General features: G+C 40.8%; 14 protein-coding genes. 10 read left to right on the forward strand and 4 right to left on the reverse strand.

Going from position 1 to position 14,914, the window contains the following annotated elements:
• From ABNR88_RS05645 to ABNR88_RS05670, 6 genes are all read left to right on the forward strand, one after another.
• A partial coding sequence (locus ABNR88_RS05645) for a PfkB family carbohydrate kinase (RefSeq protein ID WP_348670155.1) occupies positions 1–389 on the forward strand: 389 nt, incomplete at its 5' end.
• Positions 390–498: 109 nt separating this feature from the next.
• Complete coding sequence (locus ABNR88_RS05650) at positions 499–783, forward strand: hypothetical protein (protein WP_348670156.1); 285 nt, start codon at positions 499–501, stop codon at positions 781–783.
• A 107-nt stretch (positions 784–890) separates the two neighbouring features.
• On the forward strand, positions 891–1,412 hold the full coding sequence (locus ABNR88_RS05655; RefSeq protein WP_348670157.1) for an MASE1 domain-containing protein: 522 nt from the start codon (positions 891–893) through the stop codon (positions 1,410–1,412).
• A 43-nt stretch (positions 1,413–1,455) separates the two neighbouring features.
• On the forward strand, positions 1,456–1,992 hold the full coding sequence (locus ABNR88_RS05660) for a hypothetical protein (protein WP_348670158.1): 537 nt from the start codon (positions 1,456–1,458) through the stop codon (positions 1,990–1,992).
• Positions 1,989–2,540, forward strand: a complete 552-nt coding sequence (locus tag ABNR88_RS05665; protein WP_291926864.1) for a hypothetical protein — start codon at positions 1,989–1,991, stop codon at positions 2,538–2,540. Before ABNR88_RS05660 ends, ABNR88_RS05665 begins: the two co-directional genes overlap by 4 nt.
• A gap of 221 nt (positions 2,541–2,761) precedes the next feature.
• Positions 2,762–3,325 carry a hypothetical protein gene (locus tag ABNR88_RS05670; RefSeq protein WP_291926867.1) on the forward strand — a complete coding sequence of 188 codons (564 nt, stop codon included), beginning with the start codon at positions 2,762–2,764 and terminating at the stop codon, positions 3,323–3,325.
• Here ABNR88_RS05670 and mfd read toward each other — a convergent pair.
• Positions 3,317–6,772 (reverse strand): transcription-repair coupling factor, encoded by a 3,456-nt coding sequence (gene mfd, locus ABNR88_RS05675; RefSeq protein ID WP_291926869.1) that lies wholly within the window; start codon positions 6,770–6,772, stop codon positions 3,317–3,319. The two genes, ABNR88_RS05670 and mfd, sit on opposite strands and share 9 nt — an antisense overlap.
• 4 nt (positions 6,773–6,776) lie before the next feature.
• Positions 6,777–7,379: a nucleoside triphosphate pyrophosphatase gene (locus tag ABNR88_RS05680; RefSeq protein WP_291926870.1), complete on the reverse strand. Its 603-nt coding sequence runs from the start codon at positions 7,377–7,379 to the stop codon at positions 6,777–6,779.
• A 56-nt stretch (positions 7,380–7,435) separates the two neighbouring features.
• On the opposite strand from ABNR88_RS05680, the gene folA reads away from it, so the two are divergent.
• Together folA and ABNR88_RS05690 are read left to right on the forward strand one after the other, a co-directional pair.
• Complete coding sequence (folA, locus tag ABNR88_RS05685) at positions 7,436–7,921, forward strand: type 3 dihydrofolate reductase (RefSeq protein WP_291926873.1); 486 nt, start codon at positions 7,436–7,438, stop codon at positions 7,919–7,921.
• Positions 7,922–8,040: 119 nt separating this feature from the next.
• On the forward strand, positions 8,041–8,226 hold the full coding sequence (locus tag ABNR88_RS05690) for a DUF6726 family protein (RefSeq protein WP_291926876.1): 186 nt from the start codon (positions 8,041–8,043) through the stop codon (positions 8,224–8,226).
• Between the two features lie 54 nt (positions 8,227–8,280).
• Here ABNR88_RS05690 and gltB read toward each other — a convergent pair whose 3' ends face one another.
• Positions 8,281–12,783 carry a glutamate synthase large subunit gene (gene gltB / locus ABNR88_RS05695; RefSeq protein ID WP_348670159.1) on the reverse strand — a complete coding sequence of 1,501 codons (4,503 nt, stop codon included), beginning with the start codon at positions 12,781–12,783 and terminating at the stop codon, positions 8,281–8,283.
• 157 nt (positions 12,784–12,940) lie between these two features.
• Here gltB and yaaA point away from each other — a divergent pair, with 157 nt between their 5' ends.
• Complete coding sequence (gene yaaA, locus ABNR88_RS05700; protein ID WP_291926884.1) at positions 12,941–13,693, forward strand: peroxide stress protein YaaA; 753 nt, start codon at positions 12,941–12,943, stop codon at positions 13,691–13,693.
• Positions 13,694–13,728: 35 nt separating this feature from the next.
• Positions 13,729–14,358, forward strand: a complete 630-nt coding sequence (locus ABNR88_RS05705; protein WP_348670160.1) for a ComF family protein — start codon at positions 13,729–13,731, stop codon at positions 14,356–14,358.
• Here the strand turns inward: ABNR88_RS05705 and ABNR88_RS05710 are convergent.
• Positions 14,355–14,914, reverse strand: a 560-nt coding sequence (locus tag ABNR88_RS05710; RefSeq protein ID WP_348670161.1) for a thiamine phosphate synthase, incomplete at its 5' end; no start/stop codon positions are given. The two genes, ABNR88_RS05705 and ABNR88_RS05710, sit on opposite strands and share 4 nt — an antisense overlap.

Below are 14,914 nucleotides of genomic sequence, written 5' to 3' on the forward strand. Positions count from 1 at the left end.
AAGCAACCTATGTAGCTGTTAATGATTATGAATCACAAATGTTGCAAGATAAAACCGGGCTTAGTTTGAGCGCCATTGCCGCAAAAGTAGAGGCTTTAATTATCACTAAAGGTGGCCAAGGTAGTGAGATTCATGCCAATAATGAGCTCACACAAATCGCACCTGCGACAGCAGTCTCCACTCAAGATCCAACGGGCTGTGGCGATGCCTATCGAGCTGGTTTGTTATACGGCATCATGAATGACCTAAGCTGGAAAGCCACCGGACAGTTGGCAGGGCTTTTGGGTGCGATCAAGGTTGCACATCTTGGCACTCAAAATCACACCTTTACCTTGGCAGATATCGAGAAACTTTATCAGGATAATTATGGTGAGGTGCTGTTACCATAAGGCATTTAGCCAGTTTTTAATAACATAGTAAAATAATGGGTTATATAAGAAAAAATAATAGGTTATAATACACTTTGTTATTAGATCCTTTGAGGAGAGGTGAGAGAAAATGAAAGCATTAGAAAAATTATTTGAGTTAAGACGTTCACTAGATACTTACGAGCGTGAAATGGGTTTTGACAAATTGTCAGAAGTAGAAAAAGCAGTTCTTGAGTTTGTCATGCACGCTAAAGATGCTAATATTACAAAAATCACTAAAGATCAATACTTTCTAAAGTATTCACTCTCTACTATTAAAAGAGCTGTGGGCGTTTTATTGAGTGAAAACATCATTGCTGCAACACAATCTAGCGCCGATAAGCGTTCGATGATTCTAAGCTATAACCTTAAGTAACACCGCTACATCAGAGAAAGCGAGTAAACTAATCATTTATTTAATGGTATAAAATCATCATAAAATCCTACCTACAAGAGTACTTTATTGAAAACACCATTGCATTTGTGTTTGTTTTTTTGATGGCGTATATAATGATTTGGTTTGGAACGTTTGAAGTAGGTGTGGGTCATTATTTATATTTACCACTCGGCGCAAAAATATTGATGTATTTGCTGTTTGGCTATCGAGTGTTTCCGGGCATTCTTGCCGGTTGTATTGCTGCTGGCGTACTACTCTTTAATTCTTGGGACGACCAACTGCTTATTGGCACGATGGCCGCATGCGCGGGCGCAGTTGCACCAATTATAGCCATGTGCCTGATGAAGCAAACTCGGGTGAGCAACTTCTCTAACTTAGGCCAAGTTGATTTTAGACATGTCTTGTTTTTAATTGTCTTCGCATCAGTGATCAGCGCCTTGCTCAAGTTCTTTGTGTATATGCAAGACCTTACGCTTAGTCTTGATGCAGTTACCTTTATTAGCCATTATATTACTGGCGATGTCCTCGGTGGATTGGTGGTAATTTACTTCACCTTGCATGTTATTGTCCCATTAATTCAAAGGTTTTTAGGAAAAAATATAGCCTAATTTCAAAGTATAATTTGCGCCATACTAACCTTAGGCTCCATGTGTGTTAATTATTAAGTACAATCTAGTCGCCCTTACCTTGTCTCTTACCTCTTTATTAATGGTAGAGGGTTTGGCGAATGGCAGCTTTGCCAGTGGCAATTTGCTATTTTTACCGATGGGTGCGAGTATTTTTTCTTACCTGTTGTTTGGTTTTGGCGTTCTACCTGGGATAGCAATCGCCAACACTTTGTTCGGATATTTCTTTTGGGACAGTTGGTCTGGCTTAGGTTTTCCAGGGTTTACAGGTCATGTGGTAGTTGGCTCTTTGGCGCCAATAGCTGCCATGTTAATGATGAGACTATTCAATCTATCAAACTTCTTTGATGGCCAAAAGCTGAATTTTCGCCACGTTGTTTTTCTGGTCATCCTTACCGCTTTCATTAATACTTTATCTAAATTTTTTATCTATATGAGTGTGTTACCAATTGCTCCAGATCCTGCTATATTTTTCTCAACTTATCTGATAGGAGATATGCTGGGTGGCTTGGTGTTTGTTTATGTGGTAAGTAGAATATCAACATTTTTAATTAAACAATGAAGCAATTTCTCACTTACAACCTAATTGCCTTTTTGGCGGTGCTCATCTCCAGATTAATCATTGTGCCTTTTGATCACGTGGATATTTCCATCGGTAATTATATTTGGCTACCAATGGGTGCGGCTATACTTGCGCCTTTGTTATTTGGTTTTAAATCTTTACCAGGCGTGGTGGCGGGCTATTTTCTAGCCACTTTTATCAGCAAAGGTGGCGTTTGGGAAGCAATACATATCTATAGCTACTTAGGAAAGCTGATTGATAGTGTCGCACCGATTGCCTCAATTTTAATGATGCGATTTTTTCATTTGTCAGATTTCTTTGATTCTGGCAAGATTAACTACGCGCATGTCATGTTTTTGGTGATTTTGGCCTCGTTTGTAGCAACAGTGGCTAAGGTGTTTGTTTATCCAATGAATGGCAAAATTATTCCCGACCCCTCGTTATTTATCCAAACCTACTTAATGAGTGATATCTTGGGTGGCGTTGTATTTATCTACCTAATATTTAAATTTTTCACCCCGCAATTGATAAAAAACAAGCTAATTTAGTTTTTGCAGCAAATTTTCTATTAGCTCGATTTGCCCAATATCTTTAGACATGGTTTTTCTTGATTAACTGACGACACATTGATGCATTATTGCATTAATTGACGCTGCATTCAGCAATCATTAAAAAATAAGCTGAAGATATGTAGGTGTTATTTTGATTCTATATTAATTGTTTAATATATGTGAAAATAACCCCACTTTTAATTAATCAACATTAAAGCATGCACAACACTACGTTCAAACAATTTATCCAATATAACTTAATCGCCTTTATTGCAGTTTTTGTATCACGCTATATGATTATTCCGTTTGATCATTATAATATTTCTGTAGCCAACTATCTTTGGCTGCCAATGGGCGCCTCGATTCTTTCGATTTTATTGTTTGGCTTTAGGGCGTTTACGGGTGTTTTGTTAGGCTATTTGGTAGCAGCTCTTATAATTAAAGGCGGATTTGATATGGCTTACATTAATAGCTACCTGGGTAAAGTTATTGATAGTCTGGCGCCAGTTATTGCTATTTGGATGATGCGAAGTATTCGCCTGTCTAACTTTTTCAACTCTGGAAAGGTGAACTATACTCAAATCCTGGTGTTAATTATTTTGACCGTTGTTCTTGCCACGCTGGGTAAGTTGATTGTCTACCCAATGAATGGAAAAATTATCACAGACTGGATTTGGTTTATGCAATCTTATTCAATGAGTGGCATTTTGGGCGCGATTGTCTTTATTTTTGCAACGCTTAAGATTTTTTCAGCTAAATTATCCAAATATAAGCTAATTTAGCTTTTTTAGCAAATTTTCAACCAGCTCAATACGCCTGATGTCTTCAGGCATGGTTTCTTTCACAATTAACTGATTTTGACCCTTTAACTGGTAGTTTTTAGGCTGTTTTTGGATTAATTGGATGATTTTTATCGGCTCCATGGTGTTTTTAGTGCCAAAAGTGATGATGGCTTTGTCTTCATACAGGCTAATTTCATCAATTCCGATTTTTTCGCAAAAAAGTTTTAGTCGCGTATTGGCAAATAGATGTTTGGTGGAATCTGGCAATAAGCCAAATCGGTCAATCATCTCGATTTGTAGTTCTTTGAGCTCGTTGTTAGTCTTGCAGCTGGCAATGCGCTTGTAAAGTACGAGTCGCTCATGCACATCTTCTAAATAATTTTGAGGAATGATAGATGGTAGTCCGCAATCAATTTGAATCTCGTGATTAATCGGATCATCCAAATTAATTTTGCGCCCTTGGCGCATCGCATCAATCGTGCGTTTGAGTAGATCGTGATAAAGATTAAAGCCAATTTCACTGATTTTTCCAGATTGGTTGTCGCCAAGCAAATCTCCAGCGCCACGAATCTCCAAATCATGATTAGCCAGCATAAACCCGGCGCCTAGCTCTTCTAAAGATTCAATGGCATCTAAGCGTTTTTTGGCATCCTTGGAAAGTGATTGATGCGATTTAATAACCAAGTAGGCGTATGCCCGATGATGCGAGCGCCCAACGCGCCCACGTAACTGGTGTAGTTGCGCCAGGCCAAAATTATGTGCATTATTGATAATAATGGTGTTGGCATTTGGAATGTCAATGCCAGTTTCAATGATCGTGGTACACACTAAAATTTGAAAACGCGCATGATAAAAATCACTCATGATATGCTCAAGTTCTCGTGTTGGCATTTGTCCGTGAGCAATACGAACATGAACATTAGGCATGAGCTCTGTTAGGCTTTGCGCCATATTATCAATGGAGTCAATATCATTATGCAAAACAAAAATCTGTCCGCCACGATGTAGCTCACGGGTGACAGCCTCTTTAATATTGTCGTCTTTCCATTCTTGTACGAATGTTTGGATTGCACTGCGTTTAGCAGGTGGTGTGGCAATGATAGAAAGCTCTCTAAGTGAGCCGAGTGCCATGTTTAAAGTACGCGGAATTGGCGTGGCCGTCATGGTAAGAATGTCACTTTGACCACGAAGTTTTTTCAGTGCCTCTTTTTGCTTAACGCCAAAACGGTGCTCTTCATCAATAATAATAAGTCCTAAGTTCTTATACTTAATACTGCCTTGAATGATTTTATGGGTGCCAATAACAATATCAACTTTTCCCTCATTGAGTTTTTCAATAACAAGCTTTTGCTCTTTCGGGGTTTGAAAGCGAGATAAGGCGGCAATTTCAACAGGGTAGTCAATAAATCGATCAATAAAGGACTGATGATGTTGTTTGGCGAGTAGTGTGGTTGGCACCAAAATAGCAACTTGTTTTCCGGCCTCAACCGCTAAAAAAGCAGCACGCATGGCAATTTCTGTTTTGCCAAAACCTACATCGCCACACACTAAGCGGTCCATTGGTTTGTGCGAGCGCATATCCGCCAACACCTCGCCCATAGTTTTAAGCTGATCAGGGGTTTCTTCAAACGGGAAGTTGGCAACAAAAGAAGAGTAGGCATCATTTGGCTCAGGAAAAGCAAAGCCAGTTTGCGATTCACGTTTGGCGTATATTTCTAGCAGTTCGGCGGCAACATCGTGCAAAGCCTCTCCAGCTTTTTGCTTGGCTTTGCTCCATTGTGGCGTGCCTAATTTGTGTAGTGGTGCGCTGTCAGGTGAAGCGCCGGAATAGCGTGAGATTAGGTTAAGCGAGGTCATTGGCACCATGAGTTTGGCGCCACCGGCATATTCTAATTGTAAAAAATCTTGTGATAGGCCGTCATAAGTTTGAGTTTTTAGGCCTAAATAGCGTCCAATACCGTAATTTTCATGCACTATTGGATCGCCCGTTTTAATCTCTACTAAGCTCTTAATGGCTTCATCAAAATCTTTGTGCTTAGCTCTGCGCCGGCGCTGTTGTTGGACAACCTCTTGTCCAAATAAATCATCCTCAGTAATGATGGCAATATCTTGGCCTAGCAACCCTTGAGATAGAGTCTGGTGAGTGATGTTTAGTAATTTATCAGTCGATAAGAAGTGCTGCCAATCTTGGACAGTTTGCGCTTCAAGATGATGATTGCTTAGTAGCTCCTCTAAAACACTTTGTCGACCTTGTGATTCGCAAACAATCAGGATTTTTTTCTTAAATCGATCGATAAAGCTAGACAGTTTGGATAAAGGACTTTTTACTTGAACATCTGCACCGCTGTGTGTCGCAAGCGGGTCTATCCGTAACGGTGGTAATAATTTTGATGCAAAGTTCAAATTTCCCGGCTTATCTTCTAGTTTTGATGTGCCAATAACTAATTGCTGCTGCTGTTTAATGGCAGAAAATAAACACTCTTTACTTAAAAATACACGATTCATGGCCAGTGGCGGACGCTGTAAATCTTGTTTAGCATGATCAAATCGAGACTGAATATCGGCATAAGTCTGATCGACTAATGCAGAAAATCCAGCAGTTGTAGCGATACTTACGTTGCTGGGCAGGTAGTCAAATAGGGTGTTGGTTGCGTTAAAAAACAGGGGCAGGTAGAATTCAATACCACCGGGCAATCGGCCTTCACTAACCTCGTGGTAAATAAAACCCTGTCCATCAAATGCCTGTGTGTAATTTTCTTTAAATAACTCAATGCTAGTTTGATCAGTGGAAAACTCGCGTGCGGGTAGTAGTGCGATTTTATCTACTTGCGCTTCGCTACGCTGAGTTGAGGTGTCAAACGTTCGAATGGTTTCTATTTCTTGGTCAAATAAATCGAGTCGATAGGGCTTGCTAGCACCCATTGGGTAGAGATCAATCAGTGAGCCACGAATATTAAACTCACCATGCTCCATGACTGTTGTTACCCGGTTGTAGCCAATTTTTAGTAGTTTTTCACTGAGCGAGGCTGGATCTATATCATCGCCAATTTTAAGGTCAAAGCTATATTTTTCACTAAATTCAATCGGACACAAGTAAGAAAACAAAGTTTCCAGTGTGGTGATGACAATTCCATTTTCAAGTTGTCTGAGTTTAGACAGAGTAGAAAGTCGATTTGAGGTGATGTCAGGGTGAGGTGAAAACTGATCATATGGCAACACCTCCCAATGATCAAACTTCAGAATATCTAGTTTGGTATTGTAAAAATTTAAAGCTTGATAGAGCGTATCTTGATGGGCAATATCATTGGCTATAAACAAGACAACCTGGGGCTGTTGCTGAACATATTCAATGAGGGCCAGCGCATCTGCACTACCGTATAAAGAGCCCCAGTAGCTTTTCTGTCCTGAATTTGAAACAGGGGTTTTATTAGGATATAGGTAGGACATGGTACTAGAGTGCTGAGCTGAGGATATCAATGCCTTCGTTTTCTAAGAGTTTAATCAGCTGAATCAAAGGCAGGCCGATTAATGTATTTGGATCTTTGCCTTCTAGACTGCTAAATAGGCTAATACCTAAACCTTCAGATTTAAAGCTGCCAGCACAGTTGTATGGCTGTTCTTTTTTTAAGTAGCTTTTTATTTGTTCTGGTTTAAGGGATTTAAAAGTTACCTTATAAGTTTCAACAATTGTTTGTATATTTCCACTATTTGTGTTTAAAAGACACAAACTAGTCATAAACGTGACGGTATTTCCTGAGCACTGTGTTAATTGTTTGACAGCATTTTCATGAGTATGCGGTTTACCGAGTACTTGGTCATCAACACCTAGGCCATTTTGTAAGGTGGCCACTTGATCTGAGGCGATGATTAGCCCTGGATGAGATTTGGCCACTTCTCGAGCCTTATCTTGAGCCAAACGATAGACTAATTGCTCTGGCGTTTCCTCTGCTTTTCTTGACTCATCCACATCAGGTGAATGAGTAGAAAACGCCAAACCTAATTTGTTTAACAGTTCTTTTCGAAAAGGCGAAGAGGAGGCGAGGATTAATGCCACAAGTGTTTCCAGTGTTTGTAAAATAGAGTTTATTTTACGTTATTTGAGGCTTTTTCATGCGCTTATCCATTATTGTTGCTATGGACGACAATCAGCTTATTGGCAAAGACAATGCGTTGCCATGGCATTTGCCAGCTGATTTGGGTTATTTTAAAAAAACCACCACTGGTAAAACCGTGCTCATGGGGCGCAAAACCTATGAGTCTATTGGCAGACCGTTGCCCAATCGACGTAATGTAATTGTCAGTCGTAATACTGATTTCCAGGCGCCGGGTTGCGAGGTAGTTGCGAGTATTGATCAAGCACTTGAGCTAGCAAAGGATGATGATGAGGTAATGGTGATGGGCGGTGCCTCTTTTTATGAGCAAATGCTACCGAATGTTGACCGACTTTACATTACTCAAATCGAGGGAGAATATGAGGGAGATGCGCATTTTCCTAGTTTTAATCGTGAAGATTTTTTTGAAAACTTTAGACAGACGCATCAGCCCGATGAAAAAAACCAACACACGTATCATTTCACTATTTTGGATCGGAAATGAGGCGATTCCTCACGTTAGTGAGTAGTTAACATTGGCTTGATTTTTCATAAAATAATTAAGCCGTCTAAGTTCGGGAGGTTTTGCCTCTAATAAAATTATAATTTACAGGAGTTTTTTGTATGCGTTTATCGATTATCATGGTGTTATTCTCAACACTACTACTATCAAGCTGTGTATTAACCAAAGTTGTCACTGTGCCGATGCGTATCGGTGGCGCGGTGATTTCAATCGTGCCAGTGGTGGGTGAGGGTATTGATGAAGCCATTGACGAGGCAGCTGATGTTATTGATGCTGTGCCAATCTAAAGAAATATTTATTGGCATAAAAAAAGGGTTGCTTTAGCAACCCTTTTTGTTTAACTACTTCTTAGCGTTTTCAGCCAAGACTCGTTTAAAGTCTTTCGGCATGACTTTAATAAAGTGTTTTAACTCTTTACTCCAGTTGTCTAGGATGCGTTGTGCCACTTTTGACTCTGTATATTGAGCATGACTAGAGATAAGTGTTTTGAGTTCTGCTTGCGCTTCATCATCCATTGGGTCTAAATCAATCATGACAGGATTAACCATATCTTTAAACGTATCATTTGGATTGTAAACATAAGCGATACCACCACTCATACCCGCACCAAAGTTACGACCAACTTCTCCTAGAATCGCCACGCGACCACCCGTCATATATTCACAACCATGATCGCCAATACCTTCAACTACTGCACTTACGCCAGAGTTACGAACACAGAATCGTTCTGATACGCAGCCAGATAAGTAAATTTCACCACCTGTAGCGCCATAGCCACAAACGTTGCCAGCAATAATTTCGTCTTGCGCATTAAAGGTTGAGTTCTTAGGCGGATAAACGATAACCTTACCACCTGATAAGCCTTTACCGACATAGTCGTTCGCATCTCCTTCAACCTCTAGTGTAATGCCTTTAGCGGTAAATGCACCGAGTGACTGTCCGGCAGAGCCGTTAAATTTCACATGTACACTGTCCTCTGCTAGTGTGTTGCCACCGCGCGCTTTTACTAAGCGCGAAGATAGCATTGCGCCAACTGCACGATCAACATTGGTAATTTCACTCTCAATTTTGACTGCTTGAGCACCATCAACAACTGACTTAGATTGTTCGTACAAAGCATTGTCAAGTTGTAGTTCTAATTGGTGATCTTGAATCTGGGTTTGATAAGTGCCTGCATTAGCATGTGGCTTTTGTGCAGGAGTTAATAGTGCATCTAGATTAATTGTGCCTTGCTTCCAGTGTTCAATTGCTTGATTCATCTCCAGCATATCTGCACGACCAATCATCTCATTAACGGTTTTAAAGCCGAGATCTGCCATAATTAAGCGTAATTCTTGTGCCACCATAAATAAATAGTTAACAACATGCTCAGGTTTGCCAGTAAATTTTTTGCGCAATTCTTTGTCTTGTGTAGCAATGCCAACTGGGCAAGTATTGAGGTGACATTTACGCATCATGATACAACCCATGGTGATCAGTGGTGCGGTTGAGAAGCCAAATTCTTCTGCACCTAATAACGCACCAATCGCCACATCTCGACCTGTTTTTAGCTGGCCATCAGTTTGGATGACCACGCGTGAACGAAGATCGTTCATTACTAGTGTTTGGTGAGTTTCTGCTAAGCCAAGTTCCCACGGCAAGCCTGCATGTTTAATAGAGGTTAGGGGTGATGCGCCTGTGCCGCCATCATGGCCAGCGATAACGATATGGTCAGATTTTGCTTTGGTTACACCTGCAGCAATCGTACCGACACCAACTTCAGCAACCAGCTTTACACTAATGCGCGCTTCTGGATTTGAGCGCTTAAGGTCAAAAATAAGTTGCGATAGATCTTCAATTGAATAAATATCATGATGAGGTGGCGGGGAAATTAAACCCACGCCCGGTGTTGAGTGGCGAATAGCAGCAATGCCTTCATCAACTTTAGCACCTGGCAGCTCGCCACCCTCGCCAGGCTTGGCGCCTTGCGAGACTTTAATCTGGATTTCATCAGCATTGTTTAGGTAATCAATAGTAACACCAAAACGACCTGATGCCACTTGCTTAATGGCGCTACGGCGTGAGTCTCCGTTGGCATCTGGTGTCCAACGCTTGGCATCCTCGCCACCTTCTCCGGTGTTTGATTTACCACCTAAACGGTTCATGGCAATGGCTAAAGATTCATGAGATTCTGCAGAAATTGAGCCAAAACTCATTGCACCTGTAGCAAAGCGTTTAACAATTTCTTGTGCAGACTCAACCTCATCAATAGAGATTGGGTTGCCCGGTTTAAATGACATTAGTCCGCGCAAGGTTGAGTTGCGTGTGCCTTCTTCATTGGCGTGTTTTGCAAATGCCCAATAAGCTGATTCGTCATTATTTCGTGCAGCTAATTGTAAGTTGGAAATAGTTTTTGGATCCCACATGTGGGTTTCACCACCACTACGCCAGTGGAATTGGCCGTTATTATCTAGTGAATCGGCTTGATACGCCTGACGATGGCGTTTTTCACCTTCGTTTTGCAAGATGTTAAAACCCACTCCGTCAATTCTAGATGCAGTTTCAAAGAAGCACTTATCCATCACTTCTGGTGCCAAACCGATTGCTTCAAAGATTTGCGCACCTTTGTATGACTCCAAGGTGGAGATGCCCATTTTGGCCATCACTTTTAACATGCCTTTTGCAACACCTTTACGGTAAGCGGCAATAATTGCATCATCACTTTCGATATTAATCATATCGTCACGACGTGCTTGCCATAGTGCTTCAAATGCAAGATATGGGTTAATGGCATCAGCGCCAAATCCAGTCATTAGACAGAAATGATGCACTTCACGAGCCTCACCTGTTTCAACGATGATACCAACTTGGGTTCGCTCAGAGCAAGCCACTAGGTGGCGATGAAGCGCTGAAGAGGCTAATAAGCTTGAAATAGCAACACGGTTGGTGCCGATATTTCGATCTGATAAGATGATCAGACTGTGACCGTCTTTAATGGCTTTTGAGCCTTTTGCACAGATCTCATCAAGCAGAGTGGAGATTTTCTTGCCTTCATTAACATCGTAAGTAATATCAATGGTTTTGCTGGTCCAGCCTAAATGGTTACAATGCCTAAGTGCAGCAGTTTCTTCATTGGTTAAGATTGGATGATCTACCACCAAACGATGTGCATTTTCAGGATTGTTGGCTAGTAAATTACCTTCAGGTCCAATCGAACAGCGAAGTGACATAACCACTTCTTCACGAATAGAGTCAATGGCAGGGTTGGTTACTTGGGCAAATAGCTGCTTAAAATAGTCGTAAATAATGCGTGACTGGCTAGATAAACACGCAAGTGCAGAGTCGTTACCCATAGAGCCAACAGGATCACGCAGCTCGTTAACCAGTGGCAATAACATGAATTGTAAAGTCTCACTACTATAGCCAAAGGCTTGTAGGCGATGGATCAAAGAGTCAGGATGAAAGCCGTGAGCTTCTTTTTCACAGCCTAAGTCTGATAGATGAATTTGCTGAGAATCTAACCATTCTTGATACGGATTTTTAGCGGCAAATTCGGCTTTAATAGCCTCATCATCAATCAGCTCGCCTTTGTCAAAATCAACTAAGAACATCTTTCCTGGACGCAATCTACCCTTGGTTTTAACATTGTCTGTTGCCACATCCACCACACCCACTTCTGATGCCATGATAACGCGATCATCGTGTGTTAAGTAGTAGCGTGAAGGGCGCAGGCCGTTGCGATCTAGAACTGCGCCAATTTGATGGCCATCAGTAAAGGCGATCGATGCAGGGCCGTCCCACGGCTCCATGACGTTTGAGAAATACTCATAAAACGCCTTTTTTTCGTCACTCATGTTGGTGTCGTTTTGCCAAGCTTCAGGTACCATCATTAGTACTGCCTCTTGCAAAGATCGGCCATTCATCATTAAAAATTCTAATACGTTGTCAAAGCTACCAGAGTCAGAAACTTCCGTTTCAATAACGGGTAGGGTTTTCTCAAGATTATCAGCAAATAGCTCGCTTTCTAATGTGCCTTCACGAGCACGCATCCAGTTATAGTTACCTTGGCGTGTGTTAATTTCACCATTGTGAGACATATAACGACAAGGCTGAGCACGATCCCATGAAGGGAAAGTGTTGGTTGAGAATCTTGAGTGCACCATAGCAAGATAGGTTGAATATTCAGGATTGGATAAATCTGAGTAAAAATCCAACACCTGAGATCCCATCAGCATGCCTTTGTAGATAATAATACTGGTTGATAAGCTACATACATAAAATAGCATTGCCTCAGATAATGAATCATCAGTACGAATTGTGTGCGCTGTTTGTTTTCTAATGATGAATAAAGCACGCTCAAACGCTTTGGTGTCGATACCATCAGCTTTGCCAATAATGAGTTGTTTAATAACGGGCTGAGATTCTCTAGCAATATCACCAACATCAGCCTTTTTGGTGTCAACAGGTACGTCTCTCCAGCCAATCAATATTTGGCCTTCATTGGCAATTGCAGCCTCCATTAAGGCCATGCAATGTGCACGCTGTGTGTCGTTTTGCGGCAAGAATACATTGCCAACACCATAGTCGCCTTGGGCGACTGTTTTGCCAAAGGTGGCGTTAATTTCAGTGGCAAAAAAACTATGTGGAATGTTGGTTAAAATACCCGCACCATCGCCGGTATTAGCTTCACAACCACAGCCACCACGGTGATCCATTCTGCTTAACATTTCTAATGCATCAAGTGTGATTTGGTGAGAAGGCTGACCCTTAATATGGGCAATAAAGCCAACGCCACAATTCTCTTTTTCATTGTTAGGTGAGTAGAGTCCGTGAGCTTTTGGCAAGTGTAATAATGGGGTTTTCATAGGTATAAATTTACAAAATAAAAAATCAAAAAAACCTCATAATTATAACCTAAAACAGCTATTCATTTCGCCTGAAATCCCTTAGTGTCAAAGTGTATTTCAAAGATAGATTAAGGTAGAATATTTGTTAATTATTGATTCTAAAAAAGACACACTCATGTTAGCGGTTATCTCCCCCTCTAAAACGCAAGATTTTTCCATGCCGGATATACAAGAGCACACATTTACTCGTCAATTAAGCGAGTCAGAAGTGCTGGTTAACCTTCTTAAGAAAAAAACTCAGGATGAGCTTTCTAAGTTGATGTCTATTAGTGAAAAATTAGCAAAATTAAATTACGATCGTTTTCAAGATTTTTCAACACCCTTTGATTTTAATAACGCCAAACAAGCGCTCTTGGCTTTTAAGGGTGATGTGTATAACGGTATTGATGCGCCTAATTTATCCAAGAAAGACTTGATTTTTGCACAAGATAATTTACGCATGCTATCAGGTCTGTACGGCGTCATCAGGCCGCTAGATTTAATTGCACCGTATCGATTAGAGATGGGTACTAAGCTGAAGAATACTAAGGGCAAAAATCTTTACGAGTTTTGGGGCGATAAAATCTCCAAATTATTAAATGAAGACGAGCCAGAGGTGATTATTAACTTGGCTTCTAATGAGTATTTTAAAGGGATTGATCAAAAGGCGTTAAAGGCGCAAATTATTAATATTGTCTTTAAAGAGTTCAAAGGTGATAAATATAAAATTATCGGTATTTATGCCAAACGGGCGCGCGGTCTAATGGTGCAATTTATGATTAAAAACCGCATTAAAAATCCTCAAGATTTAAAGGCATTTAAGCTGGAAGACTATCGTTATCAAGAAGACATGTCAGATTCTACAACATGGGTATTTACGCGCGGATAAAACCTTTTATTCCAAAACAGATTTGCGTGTTATGCATGCAATATTCAGACTTTTGCGTTTGCAAAGAGTGCGAGCAAAGTCTAGTAAGCGCTCAGCACCGATGCCAGTCTTGCGCCACAGTGCTTAAATCTAGTTTGCATTTTTGTGGTGCATGCCTAGCCAAGGCACCTCTCTTTTCCAAAGCCTATACTGTGTATGATTACTCAGGCAGCTGTACCACACTTATCAAGCATTTTAAATTTGACCATCAGCTTTGTATTGGAGATTTTTTTGCGCATAAATTGCACGATAAATACTTGAGAATTATTAGCAAACAAGGTGAATATGACGCCATTATCCCGCTACCACTTAGCAAACAGCGCTTGCGTGAAAGGGGCTACAACCAAACGCATGAGCTATTAAGGATTATTGCTAAAAAATCAGATATTTTGATCGATCAAAAAAGCGTTAAACGCATCAAGGCAACACGCGCTTTATCTACGCTAGACCTTCAAGAGCGACAAAGTGAAATCAAAAATGCCTTTAGTGCACAGGCCATGAATTATCAAAAGGTATTATTGGTGGATGATGTGATGACGACTGGCTCAAGCCTTAATGAGCTGGCAAAAACTGTGCTCAAAGCTGGGGTTGGGTCTTGTGATGTGCTCACTTTAGCTAGAGCTTAAAAAGCACTAACACCAGCAATGCCTTGAGCGCCAAGTTTTAGAGTTTTGTCTAAATCATTAAGCGTCATGCCGCCTAAAAAATACACAGGAATATTGAGTTTATCAACCACTTCTTTAGCGGCTTCCCAGCCTATTGGAATAGTGTCTGGATGGGTTTGTGTAGCTTGAACGGGAGAAATCACTACAAAATCTGCACCGAGTTTTTGAGCTTTTAGGGCTTCTGCTAAATCGTGAGTTGAGGTGCCGAGAAGTTTATCCTCAGCACAAGGCCTGGCATTTAGTTTGAGCATTTCCCCGGTGGTGATATGCCAGCCGTCGCAATATTCCTCATTAAAAGTTTTATCAATAGTATTGAGTAATAATTTGACATTATGCTGTTGGCATTTGTTGTAAAGCTCTTTGATAAAATGGTCATCTAGTTTAGTTTTGCTGCGAAGTTGTATTAGCTTAATGCCTTGTTTTAGCTTTTCTTCAAACTTTTTTATCCACTGATCACTTTGATGATTGCTTGAAGGAGTGATCCAATATTTAGTCGGTAGTGTGATTGAGTCAATAA

Source organism: uncultured Candidatus Thioglobus sp. (genome assembly GCF_963981275.1).
Classification (GTDB): domain Bacteria; phylum Pseudomonadota; class Gammaproteobacteria; order PS1; family Pseudothioglobaceae; genus Thioglobus_A.

Bases quoted from the DNA above. Each gene is read 5' to 3' on its own strand.
- yaaA (WP_291926884.1), top strand. From the start codon at position 12,941: ATGTTAGCGGTTATCTCCCCCTCTAAAACGCAAGATTTTTCCATGCCG.
- ABNR88_RS05705 (WP_348670160.1), top strand. From the start codon at position 13,729: ATGCAATATTCAGACTTTTGCGTTTGCAAAGAGTGCGAGCAAAGTCTA.
- gltB (WP_348670159.1), bottom strand. From the start codon at position 12,783: ATGAAAACCCCATTATTACACTTGCCAAAAGCTCACGGACTCTACTCA.
- ABNR88_RS05665 (WP_291926864.1), top strand. From the start codon at position 1,989: ATGAAGCAATTTCTCACTTACAACCTAATTGCCTTTTTGGCGGTGCTC.
- ABNR88_RS05650 (WP_348670156.1), top strand. From the start codon at position 499: ATGAAAGCATTAGAAAAATTATTTGAGTTAAGACGTTCACTAGATACT.
- ABNR88_RS05690 (WP_291926876.1), top strand. From the start codon at position 8,041: ATGCGTTTATCGATTATCATGGTGTTATTCTCAACACTACTACTATCA.
- folA (WP_291926873.1), top strand. From the start codon at position 7,436: ATGCGCTTATCCATTATTGTTGCTATGGACGACAATCAGCTTATTGGC.
- ABNR88_RS05670 (WP_291926867.1), top strand. From the start codon at position 2,762: ATGCACAACACTACGTTCAAACAATTTATCCAATATAACTTAATCGCC.
- mfd (WP_291926869.1), bottom strand. From the start codon at position 6,772: ATGTCCTACCTATATCCTAATAAAACCCCTGTTTCAAATTCAGGACAG.